At 41.9% G+C, this 14,400-nt stretch carries 11 protein-coding genes and 4 tRNA genes; 8 read left to right on the forward strand and 7 right to left on the reverse strand.

Translation table 11 applies throughout. The features are described 5' to 3' along the window. Positions 1 to 29: 29 nt before the first annotated feature. Positions 30 to 2,069 (reverse strand): M3 family metallopeptidase, encoded by a 2,040-nt coding sequence (locus AC4CU0_RS02300; protein WP_490742365.1) that lies wholly within the window; start codon positions 2,067 to 2,069, stop codon positions 30 to 32. Between the two features lie 160 nt (positions 2,070 to 2,229). Next, positions 2,230 to 4,647 carry a ribonuclease R gene (gene rnr / locus AC4CU0_RS02305; RefSeq protein ID WP_490742366.1) on the reverse strand — a complete coding sequence of 806 codons (2,418 nt, stop codon included), beginning with the start codon at positions 4,645 to 4,647 and terminating at the stop codon, positions 2,230 to 2,232. A 268-nt stretch (positions 4,648 to 4,915) separates the two neighbouring features. On the opposite strand from rnr, the gene AC4CU0_RS02310 reads away from it, so the two are divergent. The 4 genes from AC4CU0_RS02310 to AC4CU0_RS02325 all read left to right on the forward strand — a co-directional run bounded on the left by AC4CU0_RS02310 (position 4,916) and on the right by AC4CU0_RS02325 (position 5,818). After that, positions 4,916 to 5,005: transfer RNA gene (locus tag AC4CU0_RS02310), tRNA-Ser, on the forward strand. A gap of 15 nt (positions 5,006 to 5,020) precedes the next feature. Then, positions 5,021 to 5,097 (forward strand) — tRNA-Arg (locus tag AC4CU0_RS02315). A 45-nt stretch (positions 5,098 to 5,142) separates the two neighbouring features. Beyond that, positions 5,143 to 5,219, forward strand: a tRNA-Arg gene (locus AC4CU0_RS02320). A gap of 522 nt (positions 5,220 to 5,741) precedes the next feature. Beyond that, a tRNA-Arg gene (locus AC4CU0_RS02325) sits at positions 5,742 to 5,818 on the forward strand. A 93-nt stretch (positions 5,819 to 5,911) separates the two neighbouring features. On the opposite strand, the gene AC4CU0_RS02330 is transcribed toward AC4CU0_RS02325, so the two are convergent. Further along, positions 5,912 to 7,195: an SRPBCC family protein gene (locus AC4CU0_RS02330; protein WP_490743450.1), complete on the reverse strand. Its 1,284-nt coding sequence runs from the start codon at positions 7,193 to 7,195 to the stop codon at positions 5,912 to 5,914. A gap of 184 nt (positions 7,196 to 7,379) precedes the next feature. On the opposite strand from AC4CU0_RS02330, the gene AC4CU0_RS02335 reads away from it, so the two are divergent. Next, positions 7,380 to 7,877, forward strand: a complete 498-nt coding sequence (locus tag AC4CU0_RS02335; protein WP_490742367.1) for a YcxB family protein — start codon at positions 7,380 to 7,382, stop codon at positions 7,875 to 7,877. A 32-nt stretch (positions 7,878 to 7,909) separates the two neighbouring features. Then, positions 7,910 to 8,551 (forward strand): fumarylacetoacetate hydrolase family protein, encoded by a 642-nt coding sequence (locus tag AC4CU0_RS02340; RefSeq protein ID WP_180008422.1) that lies wholly within the window; start codon positions 7,910 to 7,912, stop codon positions 8,549 to 8,551. A 51-nt stretch (positions 8,552 to 8,602) separates the two neighbouring features. Here AC4CU0_RS02340 and AC4CU0_RS02345 read toward each other — a convergent pair whose 3' ends face one another. Next, a complete protein-coding gene (locus AC4CU0_RS02345; RefSeq protein ID WP_490742368.1) occupies positions 8,603 to 9,376 on the reverse strand; it encodes a tetratricopeptide repeat protein in 774 nt (257 codons plus the stop codon). Positions 9,377 to 9,472: 96 nt separating this feature from the next. Beyond that, positions 9,473 to 10,288 carry an AraC family transcriptional regulator gene (locus AC4CU0_RS02350; RefSeq protein WP_180178654.1) on the reverse strand — a complete coding sequence of 272 codons (816 nt, stop codon included), beginning with the start codon at positions 10,286 to 10,288 and terminating at the stop codon, positions 9,473 to 9,475. 103 nt (positions 10,289 to 10,391) lie between these two features. Between AC4CU0_RS02350 and AC4CU0_RS02355 the strand changes: the two genes are divergently transcribed. Next, positions 10,392 to 11,321, forward strand: a complete 930-nt coding sequence (locus AC4CU0_RS02355; RefSeq protein WP_490742369.1) for a DMT family transporter — start codon at positions 10,392 to 10,394, stop codon at positions 11,319 to 11,321. Between the two features lie 54 nt (positions 11,322 to 11,375). On the opposite strand, the gene AC4CU0_RS02360 is transcribed toward AC4CU0_RS02355, so the two are convergent. Further along, positions 11,376 to 12,623 (reverse strand): YihY family inner membrane protein, encoded by a 1,248-nt coding sequence (locus AC4CU0_RS02360; RefSeq protein ID WP_078192438.1) that lies wholly within the window; start codon positions 12,621 to 12,623, stop codon positions 11,376 to 11,378. Positions 12,624 to 12,735: 112 nt separating this feature from the next. Between AC4CU0_RS02360 and wrbA the strand changes: the two genes are divergently transcribed. Further along, on the forward strand, positions 12,736 to 13,329 hold the full coding sequence (gene wrbA / locus AC4CU0_RS02365) for an NAD(P)H:quinone oxidoreductase (protein ID WP_180010538.1): 594 nt from the start codon (positions 12,736 to 12,738) through the stop codon (positions 13,327 to 13,329). A gap of 621 nt (positions 13,330 to 13,950) precedes the next feature. Here wrbA and AC4CU0_RS02370 read toward each other — a convergent pair. Continuing rightward, positions 13,951 to 14,349, reverse strand: a complete 399-nt coding sequence (locus AC4CU0_RS02370; RefSeq protein WP_490743451.1) for a hypothetical protein — start codon at positions 14,347 to 14,349, stop codon at positions 13,951 to 13,953. Between the last annotated feature and the right edge of the window lie 51 nt (positions 14,350 to 14,400).

Raw genomic sequence — 14,400 nt, forward strand, 5'->3', positions numbered from 1 at the left:
TTACCTTGAATCTAACTAAGGTCCCTAGTTTAAGCGTTTTTAGATGCGTTCGTCCAACCTTGATGACGCAGCAAAGCATCTATTTTTGGCTCGCGTCCGCGGAAATTGATAAATGCGTCAAGTGCCGTATCTTTTCCGCCAACTGCTAGAATAAATTGTCTAAACGACTTGCCAGTCGAAGTATTAAAAATTCCTTCATTTTCGAATCGGTCGAAGGCATCACTTGCCAAAACCTCTGCCCATTTGTATGAATAATAACCAGCAGCGTAACCACCTGCGAAGATATGACTGAAACCATGTTGGAAACGGTTGTACGAAGTGGTGGGTGCAACTGCATATTTTTGACGAATATCATCTAGGGTGTGTTGGATGCCTGCAGCGTCCAAAGCAGGGTTGGCCTTATGGATATTTAAGTCAAACATGGCAAATTCAATTTGACGTAACGTTTGCATCCCTGACTGGAAGAAACGCACATCTTGTAGTGCTTTTAATAGATCGGCTGGTAAAGTTTGCTTTGATTCTATATGTTCACTGAGTAAATCTAAACTTTCTTGATCCCAAGTCCAAAACTCCATGAATTGACTTGGCAGCTCTACAGCATCCCACGCCACGCCATGTGTACCAGCCACAGCAATATTATCGACTTCAGTGAGCATGTGATGTAAGCCATGACCAAATTCGTGGAACAGCGTCGTTACTTCATCATGAGTGAGTAAAGCAGCTTGCTCACCGACAGGTGGGGTAAAGTTGCAGACCATGTAGCAAATTGGTTTTTGCAGACCATTTTCAGTTTGCATGCGTGAACGGAAGCCGCTCATCCATGCGCCGCCACGTTTACCGCTTCGTGCATACAGGTCAAAGTAGAAACCGCCAATCACGCTGCCTTGATCTTCAAGTTCAAAGTAACGTGCATCGGGATGCCAAACAGGCGCTTCACGCTCGATCACATTGATACCATAGAGGCGATTTACAATGCTGAACAAGCCTTGAATAATTTTAGGTGCAGGGAAGTAGGGCTTCAGGTCTTCTTGTGACAAATTAAACTGTTTAACTTTGAGTTTTTCTGAATAGAAAGTGGCATCCCACGGTTGCAACTCAGTGATACCGTCTTGCGCTGCAATGGCTTTCAGTTCAGCGATTTCTTTCTCTGCTGGCGCACGCGCATGTTCTGCCAGTTCAATCAGGAACTGATCTACAGTTGCCACATCGGGTGCCATTTTGCTTGCTAAAGACAATTCGGCATAGTTGTTAAAACCAAGCAGGCTAGCCATTTCCTGACGTAGTTTCAAGATTTCTTCCATGACCGCTGTATTATCAAATTCAGCAGAGTCTGCCTGATCAGAAGCACGTGTGGTATAGGCTTTATAGAGTGCTTCACGCACTTCGCGGTCTTCTGCATAGGTCATAATGGCAATATAAGACGGGAAGTCGAGTGTGGCTACAGCCTGTTCGAGTTCGCGTTGCTGACCATATTGTTTCAGAAGTTCAATACTGCCTTGAGGTAGTCCTTTGAGCTGCGCTTCAGTTAAAGGTTTGAAGTAGGCTTGGGTGGCATCCAATACGTGATTGGAAAAGTCTGATGATAACTGTGAAAGTCGTGCAGATATTTCTGCATAGCGTTTTTTCGCTTCACCTTCTAAGGCTACGCCTGAAAGTTTAAAATCTCGTAACGCAAGTTTAATCGCGCTTTGCTGTGCTGCAGGAAGCGTGTCGAATACACTGTTGTCATGTACATGCTGATAGGTTTGATACAACACTGTATGTTGACCTAGCTGCGTATAGTACTCACTCAGGCTGGGTAATAAAGATTGGTAGAGCTCTCGAGTTTCAGCATTATTCATCACGGCATTTAGATGTGAGAGCACGCCCCATGCTTCACTCATATTGTTTTCAAGATCATCGACCTGTTCTAACGTATTCAGTTGTTTTTGTACCGAATCTGGAACAACTGTCAGTTGATTTAGAAATTGTTGACCGTGTTGAATCGCATTTTGAATTTTTTCTTTGAGTTGATCTAAGGTAATTTGATCAAATTGAGGAACGGGCAAAGTTGCCTTTTCTAAAGTCATATTTTCTACTTCATATAAATCCTGAGTTATTTATAGATGTAGGGTTTGTTGCGGGTTAAATCAAGACTAAATCAGGAATTATTCATCTTCTGCAGAGGGCGCGAAGTCTTCACTGACCTTAAGAATCAAAAAGAGCGCCGAAGCGCTCTTGATTTAAACCTTAATCCGCAGATGATTTTGCATTGGATTTTTTCTTTTTCGGTTTAGATTTTTTCTTCACTTTATCTTTAGCCTTCGCTTCAGATTTGCTTGCAGATTTTTTAGCAGGCTTTTTACCGAATGAACTGGGCTTAGATTTCGATTTTTTGCGTCGTATGGGCTGTTCTCCATCTTCAGCAACGCTAGTTTTACGCTCTGAAAAGACTTCTTCTTTGGCTGTAGGCTTTGCAACACGAGGGGCACGTGCGCGAATAGCACGACCTGCATGGCTCAATTGTTGAATCAATTCAAAGTCGATTTTGCGCTCTTCTAGATTTACACCAGCGACTTTAATTTTTACTTCATCGCCGAGACTGAAAACTTGACCGCGAGATTGACCAATTAAGCTCTGACTCGGTTGGTCATAGACGAAGAAGTCATCACCCAATTGGCTGACGTGGATCATGCCATCAACATATAAGTCTTTGAGCGTTACAAACAGGCCAAATTCAGCAGTTGCACTGATGGTGCCGACAAACTCTTCACCCAAATGCTGCTGCATGTAATGGCACTTCAACCATGTAGTGACAGAACGTGAAGCTTCATCAGCACGGCGCTCGGTCGCAGAGAAGTGTTCACCTGCATCATCCAGCGAAGCGCCAGAAATTGGGTAAGGTTTTTTCTTCAATTGTGCTTTGATGGCACGGTGAAGTAACAAGTCTGGATAACGACGGATTGGAGATGTGAAATGCGTATACGCTTCATAAGCCAAGCCAAAGTGACCTGCATTGTTCGCGCCATAATAAGCTTGCATCATTGAACGGAGTAAAACGGCATGAATACTTGGAGCATCAATACGGTCTTTGGTGGCATCAATCACGGCTTGATAGTCAGCTTGAGTCGGCTGTTCAGGGAATGGCAGCCCCAATAACTTCACAAAATCACGAACCTTTTGAATACGAGAGAACTCAGGTGGCTCATGCACACGGTACAGCATCGGAATTTCATTTTTTAATGCATATTCTGCCGCTGCGACGTTTGCCAGCAACATACATTCTTCAATCAGTTTGTGTGCATCATTACGGCTACGCGGTAGGATTTCGTTAATACCGCCTAGCTCATCAAAGGTCATATAAGTTTCAACGGTTTCAAATTCCATCGCGTGGCGTTCAGCACGTAAGCCTTTCAACACTTGATACAATTGGAATAAGGTATTGACCGATTTACGTACATCACGGTCTTCAGGAATGGCTTGACTATTACCCTCAAAATATTCGGCCACTTGAGTATAGGTCAAACGAGCTTTTGAATGCATTACACCCGGATAGAACTCAAACTTAGTGACACGACCCGCGCGAGATAAGTTTAAATCACAGACCATACATAAACGGTCTACGTGTGGGTTCAAAGAACATAAACCATTCGACAGCGCTTCAGGCAACATCGGCAATACAAAATGAGGGAAGTACACCGATGTACCGCGCTCTTGAGCTTCGTCATCGAGCGGTTTACCCGGACGTACATAATGGCTGACATCGGCAATTGCTACCACAACGCGATAACCACCACCCGGACGTTTTTCCGCATACACGGCATCATCGAAGTCACGGGCATCTTCACCATCAATGGTGACAAGTGCTAAATCACGTAAATCGACACGATCTTCACGGTCTTGTTCTGACGGTTCTTTAAAGCTGTCGGCTTCTTGTTGTACTGCTTCAGGGAATTCGTAAGGTAAACCAAACTCTAAAATGGTTTGCGGAATAATAATTTCAGTGTCTGCTTTATCAGCCATCGACTGAACAATATGACCTGTCGCAAATTCTTCTTTGGTTGGGTAGCTGTCAATCGCAATACGCACAGAGTCTCCGAGTTTGACTTTGGCATGCTCGATTAATTCTTTTTCTAAAGTAATCGGTTGGTGTGCATTGGGATTTGCCGGCTGAATAAAATATTCACCTTCATACTCAGACACTTTACCAATAATTTCTTTGACACGATGCTGTAGAACTTCAGTAATAAAGCCCCATGCCTTGCCTTTACGGTCTACCGACGTTTGGCGGACTTTAACACGGTCACCATTAAACACCTGACGCAACTCACGTTCAGGAAGTAAAAGGTCATTTTCACCGCTAATATTGGCTGTGCCTAAACCTTTTGAGTTGATATAAACCGTTGCTTCATGAGTCGGTTGCTCAGCTGCAAGCTGGAACTTAAATCCATCTTTCATCAACTGACCATCTCGAACCATCGCAATCAGACGATGGCTCAGTGCATCAATACTTTTTTGATCGGCAATTTCAAAATGTTCTACAAGATCGGTATGCGACATTGCAGTTTTCAGTTGTTCAATCGTCTCTTGAATTAGAGTACGGCTTGGAATTGGATTGTCATAACGTTCGGCTTCAGCTTTTGCTTCAGGATCGACCCAGTTTTTCATATGTATTTGGCTTCAAATCAGAAGATTAGGATTAGCATAAGTCATGCAAGCAGATACTGCACGCAATTGATTGCAATAAAGTGTTTTATGCCGATATTTTATAAGGTTTAAAGCTGAAAAGTAGAGGACAGCAGTGCGTGCTGAACTAATTTTGCACTAATTTTTTGAAAATCGTTTAAAAAATATCTAATTGAGTAAAAAAATGAAAAAAATATAACGACTGTGCTTGCAGTCGTATCATGATCTTTGTATTATGGCGGCACGTTACGGTGAGATGGGTGAGTGGCTGAAACCACATCCCTGCTAAGGATGCATACGGGCAACTGTATCGAGGGTTCGAATCCCTCTCTCACCGCCACGATTTACTTATGTCGCGCTCATAGCTCAGCTGGATAGAGCACTTGGCTACGAACTAAGGGGTCGGGAGTTCGAATCTCTCTGAGCGCACCAATAAGTAAATCTGAAAACGTAGTCTTTTAAGACGACACAAGTTACGCGCTCATAGCTCAGCTGGATAGAGCACTTGGCTACGAACTAAGGGGTCGGGAGTTCGAATCTCTCTGAGCGCACCAACTTGAACAAATTACCGCACATGTTGCGGTTTTTTTGTGCCTGTGATTTATCGTTTTGATGCAGCCTGTCTTTTGTCTTTTGTCTTTTGTCTTTTGTCTTTTGTCTTTTGTCTTTTGTCTTTTGTCTTTTGTCTTTTGTCTTTTGTCTTTTGTCTTTTGTCTTTTGTCTTTTGCTTTTATAAAGCGTTCTATTCCATTTGCTTTCTTCAACAGATTAACGCTTATTTCAGATGTTCATGGTGATGCATTTTTTTAAAGCTAAGATAAAGAAAAGTTGGGTGAGTTAAAGCCGTGATTCAATGAGGGCAATATATTTGTTATCCATTTTGAGCATTTATACGTGAGTATTGCTAAGTTTAAATTTCAAACTTGTGATTCAAAAGCCATTAAAAAAGTAAATCAGGATGATTTTGAACGTGTTTAAAGAGTAATTGTTTATTTGCTGTGCGTTTAGTTAAATTTATATGAAAAAGCTCTTAACAAAAAATAAAAATCACGTATAATGAGCCTCATCAAGACGTCGCGCTCATAGCTCAGCTGGATAGAGCACTTGGCTACGAACTAAGGGGTCGGGAGTTCGAATCTCTCTGAGCGCACCAACTTGATCAAGATTGAAAAAACCGCACATGTTGCGGTTTTTTTGTGTCTGAAATATAGCTAAAAACAATAAATTCAGCTCATCACTCAAGGTTCTAACTTAACTTCTGTTTAACTTTGAGTGCAAAGACCGTATTTCCGCCTAAAGCCGGTAACATGTCGTGATACGGCATACTGCGCATAGCACGAAGTAAAAACGGTGCTTTGTCATCAATCTTCACCGCACTGGTCAATTGTAATAACGACCCTTGTTGTAAGGGGCGAATATGCATTGCACCTCGGACAAACTTTAAGTCCCCACCTGTTGCGGTATATTGATTTTGCAGTAAGTCTGGGTAGTTAAAACGCATTTTAAAATCAAAGGGAATATTGATCACGCCTAAACCCACCGAAATTTTATAGTCGGCATCCATCAGGTGCGGATTAATTTTCTGCACTTGCATATGTTTAACTTGTCTTGGAAATAAATGCTTGAACGACGACACATTAATCCAGCGCTGTAAGCTCGAAGGTTCTTGTGCATAATATTGAAAGCTGGTGCTAAAGCGCATCACTTCATAATTTTGCCCAAAGGGAACGCGCTGCGCTGTTAAAATAAAGGACACAGGTTCTTTCGAGCTTTGACTTAATTGAGTGACTTTGTCGATTTGAGAGGCATTTAATTTGAGTTCAGGCAATTGATTTGCAGCGAGAGTTTCACTACTAAAGGCTTTAAATCGGCGCTGTAATGATTCGAGTAAAAAACCATTGGTTCCCGCAGGAATCCCTAATTTGGCATCGGGTAAGGCATTTAATATTTTGCTAAACAAAAAACCTTTGGGCTGATTTAAATCGCCCCATTGGGTCACACTAATCAAGGTGTGTTGTGCATCGATCTCAAACCATTCAATTTTTCCTGCACCAAAGGGCACCGGTGCTTGCAGAACCAAACTATTAATGCTGTTGTGATCAATTTGGTGCTGCATCACCACGGTTTCTTTAAAGTTTAAAACCGGAATTGGTGTTGGAATATGGATGCGATATTCAACTTGGCTGGTTGAACCTTGCTGTTGCAAAACCTCAGCAGATTTTAGCGTGGGAAATAAGCCGGCATAGTTTGGATAATTACTGAGTAATCTCGCCACATTATTGCTGTTGGTTGGGATAACCACAGCGGCACTTTGAAATTTACCAACGACTGTTTGTCCTGCTTTCATCGTGGGTAGACTAATCTGCTGTGAGGGATGTGCGAAAATCACGATGTGATCACCGGCAAGATTTGCCAAGGCTTTGGCATTGCCATTAAACAAGTCCAAACTACTAGGAATCTGGGGTTGCCATTGAACGACTTTGGCCCAACTGGTCGATATGCTCAGTCCACTCAGAAACACTAGCATCATGACTATTTTTGTTATCTGCATGTCACATCCTGCGTATGCAATCTTTTATTTGTTGCTGTTTTTAACGTATTTCTAGGTGGAAGGGAAGTAGTGAAGTGTTACAACCGACCATTAAAAAGCATGAAGCAAGTTTGAATTGTGGTGTAGTATTTAGCGCAATTCATTTTTAAATATTCATACGCTTATGTCTGAGAATCTACCTGCATTATCGCTGCGCTATTTTTTAAATCTAGAAGAATCACAGGATGGTTTTGCACTAGCTACTTTTGGCAAAAAGCAATTTACGCGTTTTTTAACGCCAGCCATTAGCCTTGGGATTATCATCTGGGGTTTTTACTTAGGTGTAAATGGTGTCGGTGCCTACTATGTTGGGCTGGGTGCTTTCTTTTTACTTCTTCAAGGTATCATGCGTTATTGGTTTTTACCGATGATGTTTAAACGCCAGTTTGTAAAATACCAATTAGGAAAAAGTGAACAAGGTATTGATTTATTTCAAGACTATGCAGAAATTCATGCCAATGGTCGTAAGAATATCTTCCATTATGCTGAAGTGGCCAATTTTGCTGAAGGCAAATTGACCTATATGCTTGAGCTGAAAAATAAAACCGTGATTATTGTGCCGAAAAGTGCATTTAAAGATACTGCGGACCAAGCGATTTTTAGCAATATTTTTCAGCACTAAGACAATCTATTCATAACAAAAGAGGGAGTAGTATGCAGTCACGTCCATCTAAAATTGTTTGCGTCGGTCGTAGTTATGCAGATCATGCCAAAGAATTAGGCAATGCAATTCCTGACCGTCCTGTGCTTTTTATGAAGCCGCCAAGTGCATTAACCGCATTAGAGCAAGGCATCACATGGAATCCTGCATGGGGCAGTTGCCACTATGAATGCGAATTAAGTTTACGTATTGATCGTCCTTTATCGGCTGAAACTGATCCTCTCAAAGCCTTAGAAGCAGTTGGAGCTGTGACTTTGGGCCTAGATCTGACTTTGCGTGATCTACAAGATGACTTAAAGAAAAAAGGTCAGCCTTGGGAGCGTGCCAAAGCTTATGATGGTTCTTGCATCCTTGCGGATTGGGTCGATGTCCAAGAGGTGGTTCAAGATTGGAAAGATGTGCATTATACCTTGCATGTCAATGATGAATTGCGTCAGAACGGTGATACTGCATTGCTGATTTTTGATGTGGGTACTTTGTTGGCCGATATTAGCCAAGTGTTTAGTCTTGAGGCGGGTGATGTGGTCATGACGGGTACGCCTGCAGGTGTCGCGGCACTACAGTCAGGTGAGCAGTTGAAAATGACCCTAAAAGGCAAAAATCAGGACTATGTCTGGACAACCTTTGTCAAATAATCTGTGAACGACATACAAAAAGGCTGCTTAATGCAGCCTTTTTTGATTGATCTATTCAGTACTGCTTGATGGTGGTGGCTCATTGGGTTGTAAAGGACCAGTGTCTTTCCATGTTTCATAGGTGTCGGCCATATGCTGTGAGTCGGTGTCTCCCAATGCACCAGCTTTGGCATACCATTGTCGCGCTTTTTCACCATCTCGAATGTCATAATGATAATAATGTGCCATTTTCATCGCGGCGTCAGCGTCTTGTCCTTGTTCTGCAGCATAGCTTAAATATTCGGCAGCTTTGTCGGGTGTAAACGAAGGATGTTCAGAAAAATAGTGTTGATTTCCCAAGACTTTGATTGCTTCGACATTCTTTTGTTTGGCGGCTTTTTCATACCAAATTTGCGCTTGGTGCTTATCTTGAATTAAGCCTTTTCCCGTGTCGTACATCCAACCAACAGTATATTCAGCAGCAGGATCATGGGTCTTTTTTGCAAGGTCTAGCACCCAGTGTGCAAGGAAAATATTGCCATCTTGCTGCATCTTTCGAATCACTTGATCTGCATGCGAGTTGCCTTGATAGGCTTGTGTCATCAACCATGCGAATGCGTCCGTAGTGCCTTGATCCGCAGCAGCTTTGTACCAATGTACACTTTGTTCGATATTTTGTTCTGTACCCGTTCCACTGAGGTATAAATCACCCACTTTCATTTGTGCAGTCGAATCACCACTTTGAGCGGTTTTGAGTACAGATTTAAATTCACGCTGTTCTTTGGAGCTACAAGCCGTTAAAAATACGGCAGATAAACACAGCGCTAAAATGGTTTTTTTATTCATTCGAAATGGAGTCTTTATCATTCTTCGTGGATTTTTTGATCTTAGCGGATTGTTGAATCACTTTATAGAGACTCTTATAGCTAAATTTAAACAAATTTAGGGCTTTAAGGCAGATTTTCTAAACTGATCTGGGGTACAAAGCATCCATTTTTTAAACATATTTATAAACGCCGAGGCATTGGCATAACCGAGTTCTAAAGCAATATTTTCGACAGTTTGGCCTGCGTTGAGCATCGACATGGCTTTCATGACTTTGAGGCGTTGTCGCCATTCATACAGGGACATCCCAAGTTCTTTTTGACAATAGCGCGCCAGAGTACGTTCCGTCATGTTTATCCGCTGTGCCAATTGCTCAAGCGAGCTTTGATCCGCAGAATGTTGGTGTAAATAATCAAGCAATTGTTTGAGGGCAGGATGTTCCGAATGCGGTAAATAGCTACTGACCAGTTTAGCTTGATGCAGTTGATCTAAGATCACATGAAGCAAGCGTTGATATTCGGCCGTATTTTCCATGAGGTCGGCTTGTTGGTGTAAGAGACGCAAATGGCTGAAGATCGCGGTGACTAAGGGCGAGCTGAGTAAAATCCCAGGTTGTTTCGGTAAGTGAGTACATAGCGATTCATGTACATATAAGGTGCCATGTGAAACCGCGGTACGATTTAAACCACTGTGTTCTAAGTGTGGGGGAAGCCAAATGCCATAAGGCGGTGGGGTAATATAGTCTATCTGATTGATGTTCACTTCCATCACGCCATTAAAGGCATAGACAAACTCGCCCCAAGCATGCCCATGAACGGGATAAACAGACAGTGCAGGATCGTCACGAAAACTGATCCACAGCGCTGCTTGAATTTCATCGTTAGTGGGAAGTTGTTGCAACTGCGTATGATCTGCACGAGCTTTATGACGCATGAGAAATTTTGCCTGAATAAGAAGATCACTTGTCTATTTTGAAGTATATATTTTATTTCTGACAGTTCTATAGTGTTGCTTGTCGTATTGTTGAGTAAATAGTGTGGAACAGCGCAAGGCGCTAGATGCAAAAGCTTCTGGTCTGATGATTATTTTGTGCATGATTTTAGGGATTCAGCAGGTCATTTTGAAATTGGCCGCGGTTGATATTGCGCCGATCATGCAAATTGCCATTCGATCAGGTCTGGCTGCGCTGTTGGTCTTTCCACTGATGCGTCTCAAGCCGGGTACACATTTATATACACGCGAATACTTGCTACCGGGTATCTGGTTGGCGTTTTTATTTTCAGCTGAATTTATTTTAGTGGCAGAATCCCTGCGATATACCTCTGCATCACATACTGTTGTCTTGCTCTATACCGCACCGATTTTTGTGGCATTAGGTTTACATTGGAAACTGCCTGAAGAAAAACTCACAGCGATCCAATGGGGCGGTATTTTTATTGCCTTTTCAGGTATTGTCCTGTCGTTTATGGGACGTGAAAGTAGTACTACAGTCAACACTCAAGCACTGTTGGGGGATGCGATGGCATTATTTGCTGGGGTGATGTGGGCCTTGACCACCATTTCATTAAGACTCACCAAACTCTCTGATGCACCTCCGACTCAGACGCTGTTTTATCAGTTAGTCGGTGGTTGCGTGTTTTTATTACCCGTAGCATGGCTGACAGGACAAATGACTGTACATTGGACGGTGCTGTCCATCAGCAGCATGATTTTTCATGTGCTCATTATTTCATTTTTTAGCCTGATGTTGTGGTTTTGGCTGTTAAGTAAATATCTGGCCAATGGTCTGGGCGTTTTTTCATTCCTTACCCCAATCTTTGGACTGGTCTTTGGCGTATTGATCTTAAACGAAACGATTGAACAGAATTTTATCTTGGGGACGGCCTTAGTAATGGTCGGAGTGATGACGGTAACCTTGCATCGGTGGTTGTCTAAATTGATGGGACGTCAGCGCACAGCGACCTAAGATCATGTATAAATAAAAAAAGGAGAGCTACGGCTCTCCTTTTTTTATTTACGCTTATTTTTCTTCAAAAATAGTCGCAAGTGGAATCGAGAGTTTGGCCGCGAGATAATCATCCGATTCGACCAGTTGCGGCCCAATTTTTTCCATCCAAACATCATCTGGATCGACGCGACCTAAATCTTGCCGTTTAGGGAGCGGATAGGGCAGCTTACTGTAAAAACTCCAAAAGTCCACTTGGGTTAAATTACGAACTAAAACATAATGATCATCATCTGTACGTTTAATCAGGTGTTGCTCTTCAAACAATAAAATATAGCTTGGCAGGCGGCCGATTTCATCACGCCCTAAGACCTCAAGCGCTTCTTTTTCTGTCACGCTCTGACCGAGTTTTTGCTTTTTATAAAATAATTCAAGCAAATCCATCAACATAATCACAGGATGACGTTTTTGGTCGTTGCCCGAATTGAAAGCTGTCAGTGCATAACTAATTTCTACCCCAATCAGTACGATATTCCATGAAAGGAATATCCAAAGCAGGAAAATTGGCACTGCAGCAAAAGCACCGTAAACGATTTGATAACTGGTGAAATTTGACATTACAAAACCAAAGAGGTTTTTGAGTAATTCAAATACCACGGCACTAAAGACACCCGCGATCAGCGCCGCCTTAATCGGCACACTGCGGTTGGGAATCGTCCAATACAGAATGAAAAAACCTAAAATGGTCAATGAAAAAGACAAGATCCACAGCAGAAAAGCCCCATCCAGTTCATAGCCGGCAAAATTATTGCTGAGGACATTCATAGAGGCCAAGGTAGATGACACAACAAATGCGCTACCCAGTAAGATTGGGCCTAATGAGATAATAGTCCAATAGCGCATAAAGCCAATAATGCCGCCACGTGTCTCACGCACCCGCCAAATTCGGTTAAATACTGTCTCAATGCTGGTCAGCATCATAACTGTGGTAATGAATAAAAACAGCACACCTATCACGGTCAAGTTACTGGATTTATCGGTGAAGGCATTTAGCGCTTTATCAAAAGCAATTGTCGTTTTCGGTAGGAAATTACTATAAATCAATTGTTGAAGCTGTTGACGAGCAGGTTCTAAAGCTTTAATTGAGGAGATGATGACCAAGAATACGGTCAACATGGGTACCACTGCAAACAAGGTGGTATAGGTTAATGATCCTGCTTGTTCACGGCAGCGATCGGCTTCAAAACGTCGAATGACAAATAAAACAAACTGAAACCATTTCTTGTCGTAAAAGGGAAGTTTTTTTAAAAATGCTTCGATCATTCGTTCAAGTCTCGAGTTATTTTAGTCATGTTTATGCAATTTTCATCACTTAGCTTAACCAAAAAATAGGAAAAATACCGTATAGTTTTCTTTTTTCATTGAATTTATAAAAATGACGCAAGCTTATGTACTGGTGTTGTATTACAGCAAATATGGTTCAACACGTGAGATGGCACATTTAATTGCCAATGGAATTGAAGCGTCTGGAATGGCAGTAAAAATACGAACCGTTCCAAATTTATCTACTGTGGTGACTGACGTGCAGCCCAGTATTCCTGCCGAAGGCGATATTTACTGTAGCTTAGATGACTTAGCGCATTGCTCAGGTTTAGCCCTTGGTTCGCCAACACGTTTTGGTAATATGGCGTCGGAAATGAAATATTTCTGGGATCAAACCACAGCGCTTTGGCTCAATGGCGCATTACATGGCAAACCTGCCTGTGTGTTTACCAGTTCAGGTTCAATGCATGGGGGACAGGAAAGTACTTTGCTGACCATGCTGCCACCTTTGTTTCATCACGGAATGATGGTTATGGGTTTAAGTAATGCCCATCCTGCATTATCGAATACCAAAACGGGTGGTACACCTTATGGTGCAAGCCATGTCAGTGGTCCACGCCATGATCAGTCATTGAGTCAAGATGAGCGTAACTTGTGTGAAGAGCTGGGTAAACGCCTAGGCGAAGTCGTCAAAAAGTTGATTTGATACTTACTTGCTCTAGGAAGTTGCGCTAACTTTGTAGCGAACGGGCAAGAAAAGGCTTAAATATTGCACTTTTCTTGCTTTATTTACGTGTGACGTCTTTTTATTTATGACGTTGTATACCGACCAAAATATAAAAATAAATCTGTCGAACTATTCCTGAAATATTAAAAATAAATGATATCAACAATATATTGAAAGTTTTTAAATACAGCCTGCTCAGTGATGGTTTCGAGTCGAATATTGCTCTCTCTTTGGGCGCGTTATTTTTATTTTTTGATTACATGATTTGTATTTAAATTTCTTCTTTAGGGTGTGTGATGTCTATTGTTAATTTTCTAATGACTTTCCTGTGTTCCGTATTGGCTGCATCTTCCTTGTGTACGGCAATGCCAGTTTATACAGTATGGATTTCCCGCAAAAGAAAAAGCCGAAGAAAAAGAATTTTTAGCGAAACAAGATCAAGTTAAAGTGGACTCAAAATCTTTAACTGATGTTTCAAAATAATTGATTCGCCATGGTTTCGAATAGTATTTCAATAGACTAGAAATACATATTAGAAAAACAATAACCTATTAAAAAAGAGCGTAGAAACGCTCTTATTTAATTTAGCAGCAATCAAAATTAGTCTTGATCTTCAGTTTTTGCTGCATCTTCAGGTTGAGATTCAACTTCAAAGCGTTGTTTGCAGGCCTTGCATTGGTAATCTAAAAATATATTTTGATCTACAATCACACCTGCTTTTTTACCAAAGCGATGGCCTAAAAAGCCGCCTGTGATGCCAACGCTAATCGCCCCGACAAAAGTCCCAATGGTTCCGCCCATAATCACGCCAAGTGGGCCAGCAGTCACGCCACCAATCGCAGCACCAATAGATGCGCCAGATGCCGCACCACCGACAGTCCCTGCAGCAGTTCCTGCACCACTGAGTAAGACCCCACCAATTTTTTGTAAGTTTTGTTCATGGTTACGCTTTTCAATATGGCTTGATCCACATTTTGGACATTTAATTGTCGGTTCCATGTTTTGATCTTCTGTATTCATAACTTTCCATAGCCTTAAAAAATAAAGTGG

Source organism: Acinetobacter sp. LipI_15, assembly GCF_058242865.1.

Coding starts and splice junctions, on each gene's coding strand:
- AC4CU0_RS02300 (WP_490742365.1), bottom strand. CDS start 2,069: ATGACTTTAGAAAAGGCAACTTTGCCCGTTCCTCAATTTGATCAAATT.
- rnr (WP_490742366.1), bottom strand. CDS start 4,647: ATGAAAAACTGGGTCGATCCTGAAGCAAAAGCTGAAGCCGAACGTTAT.
- AC4CU0_RS02330 (WP_490743450.1), bottom strand. CDS start 7,195: ATGATGCTAGTGTTTCTGAGTGGACTGAGCATATCGACCAGTTGGGCC.
- AC4CU0_RS02335 (WP_490742367.1), top strand. CDS start 7,380: ATGTCTGAGAATCTACCTGCATTATCGCTGCGCTATTTTTTAAATCTA.
- AC4CU0_RS02340 (WP_180008422.1), top strand. CDS start 7,910: ATGCAGTCACGTCCATCTAAAATTGTTTGCGTCGGTCGTAGTTATGCA.
- AC4CU0_RS02345 (WP_490742368.1), bottom strand. CDS start 9,376: ATGAATAAAAAAACCATTTTAGCGCTGTGTTTATCTGCCGTATTTTTA.
- AC4CU0_RS02350 (WP_180178654.1), bottom strand. CDS start 10,288: ATGCGTCATAAAGCTCGTGCAGATCATACGCAGTTGCAACAACTTCCC.
- AC4CU0_RS02360 (WP_078192438.1), bottom strand. CDS start 12,623: ATGATCGAAGCATTTTTAAAAAAACTTCCCTTTTACGACAAGAAATGG.
- wrbA (WP_180010538.1), top strand. CDS start 12,736: ATGACGCAAGCTTATGTACTGGTGTTGTATTACAGCAAATATGGTTCA.
- AC4CU0_RS02370 (WP_490743451.1), bottom strand. CDS start 14,349: ATGGAACCGACAATTAAATGTCCAAAATGTGGATCAAGCCATATTGAA.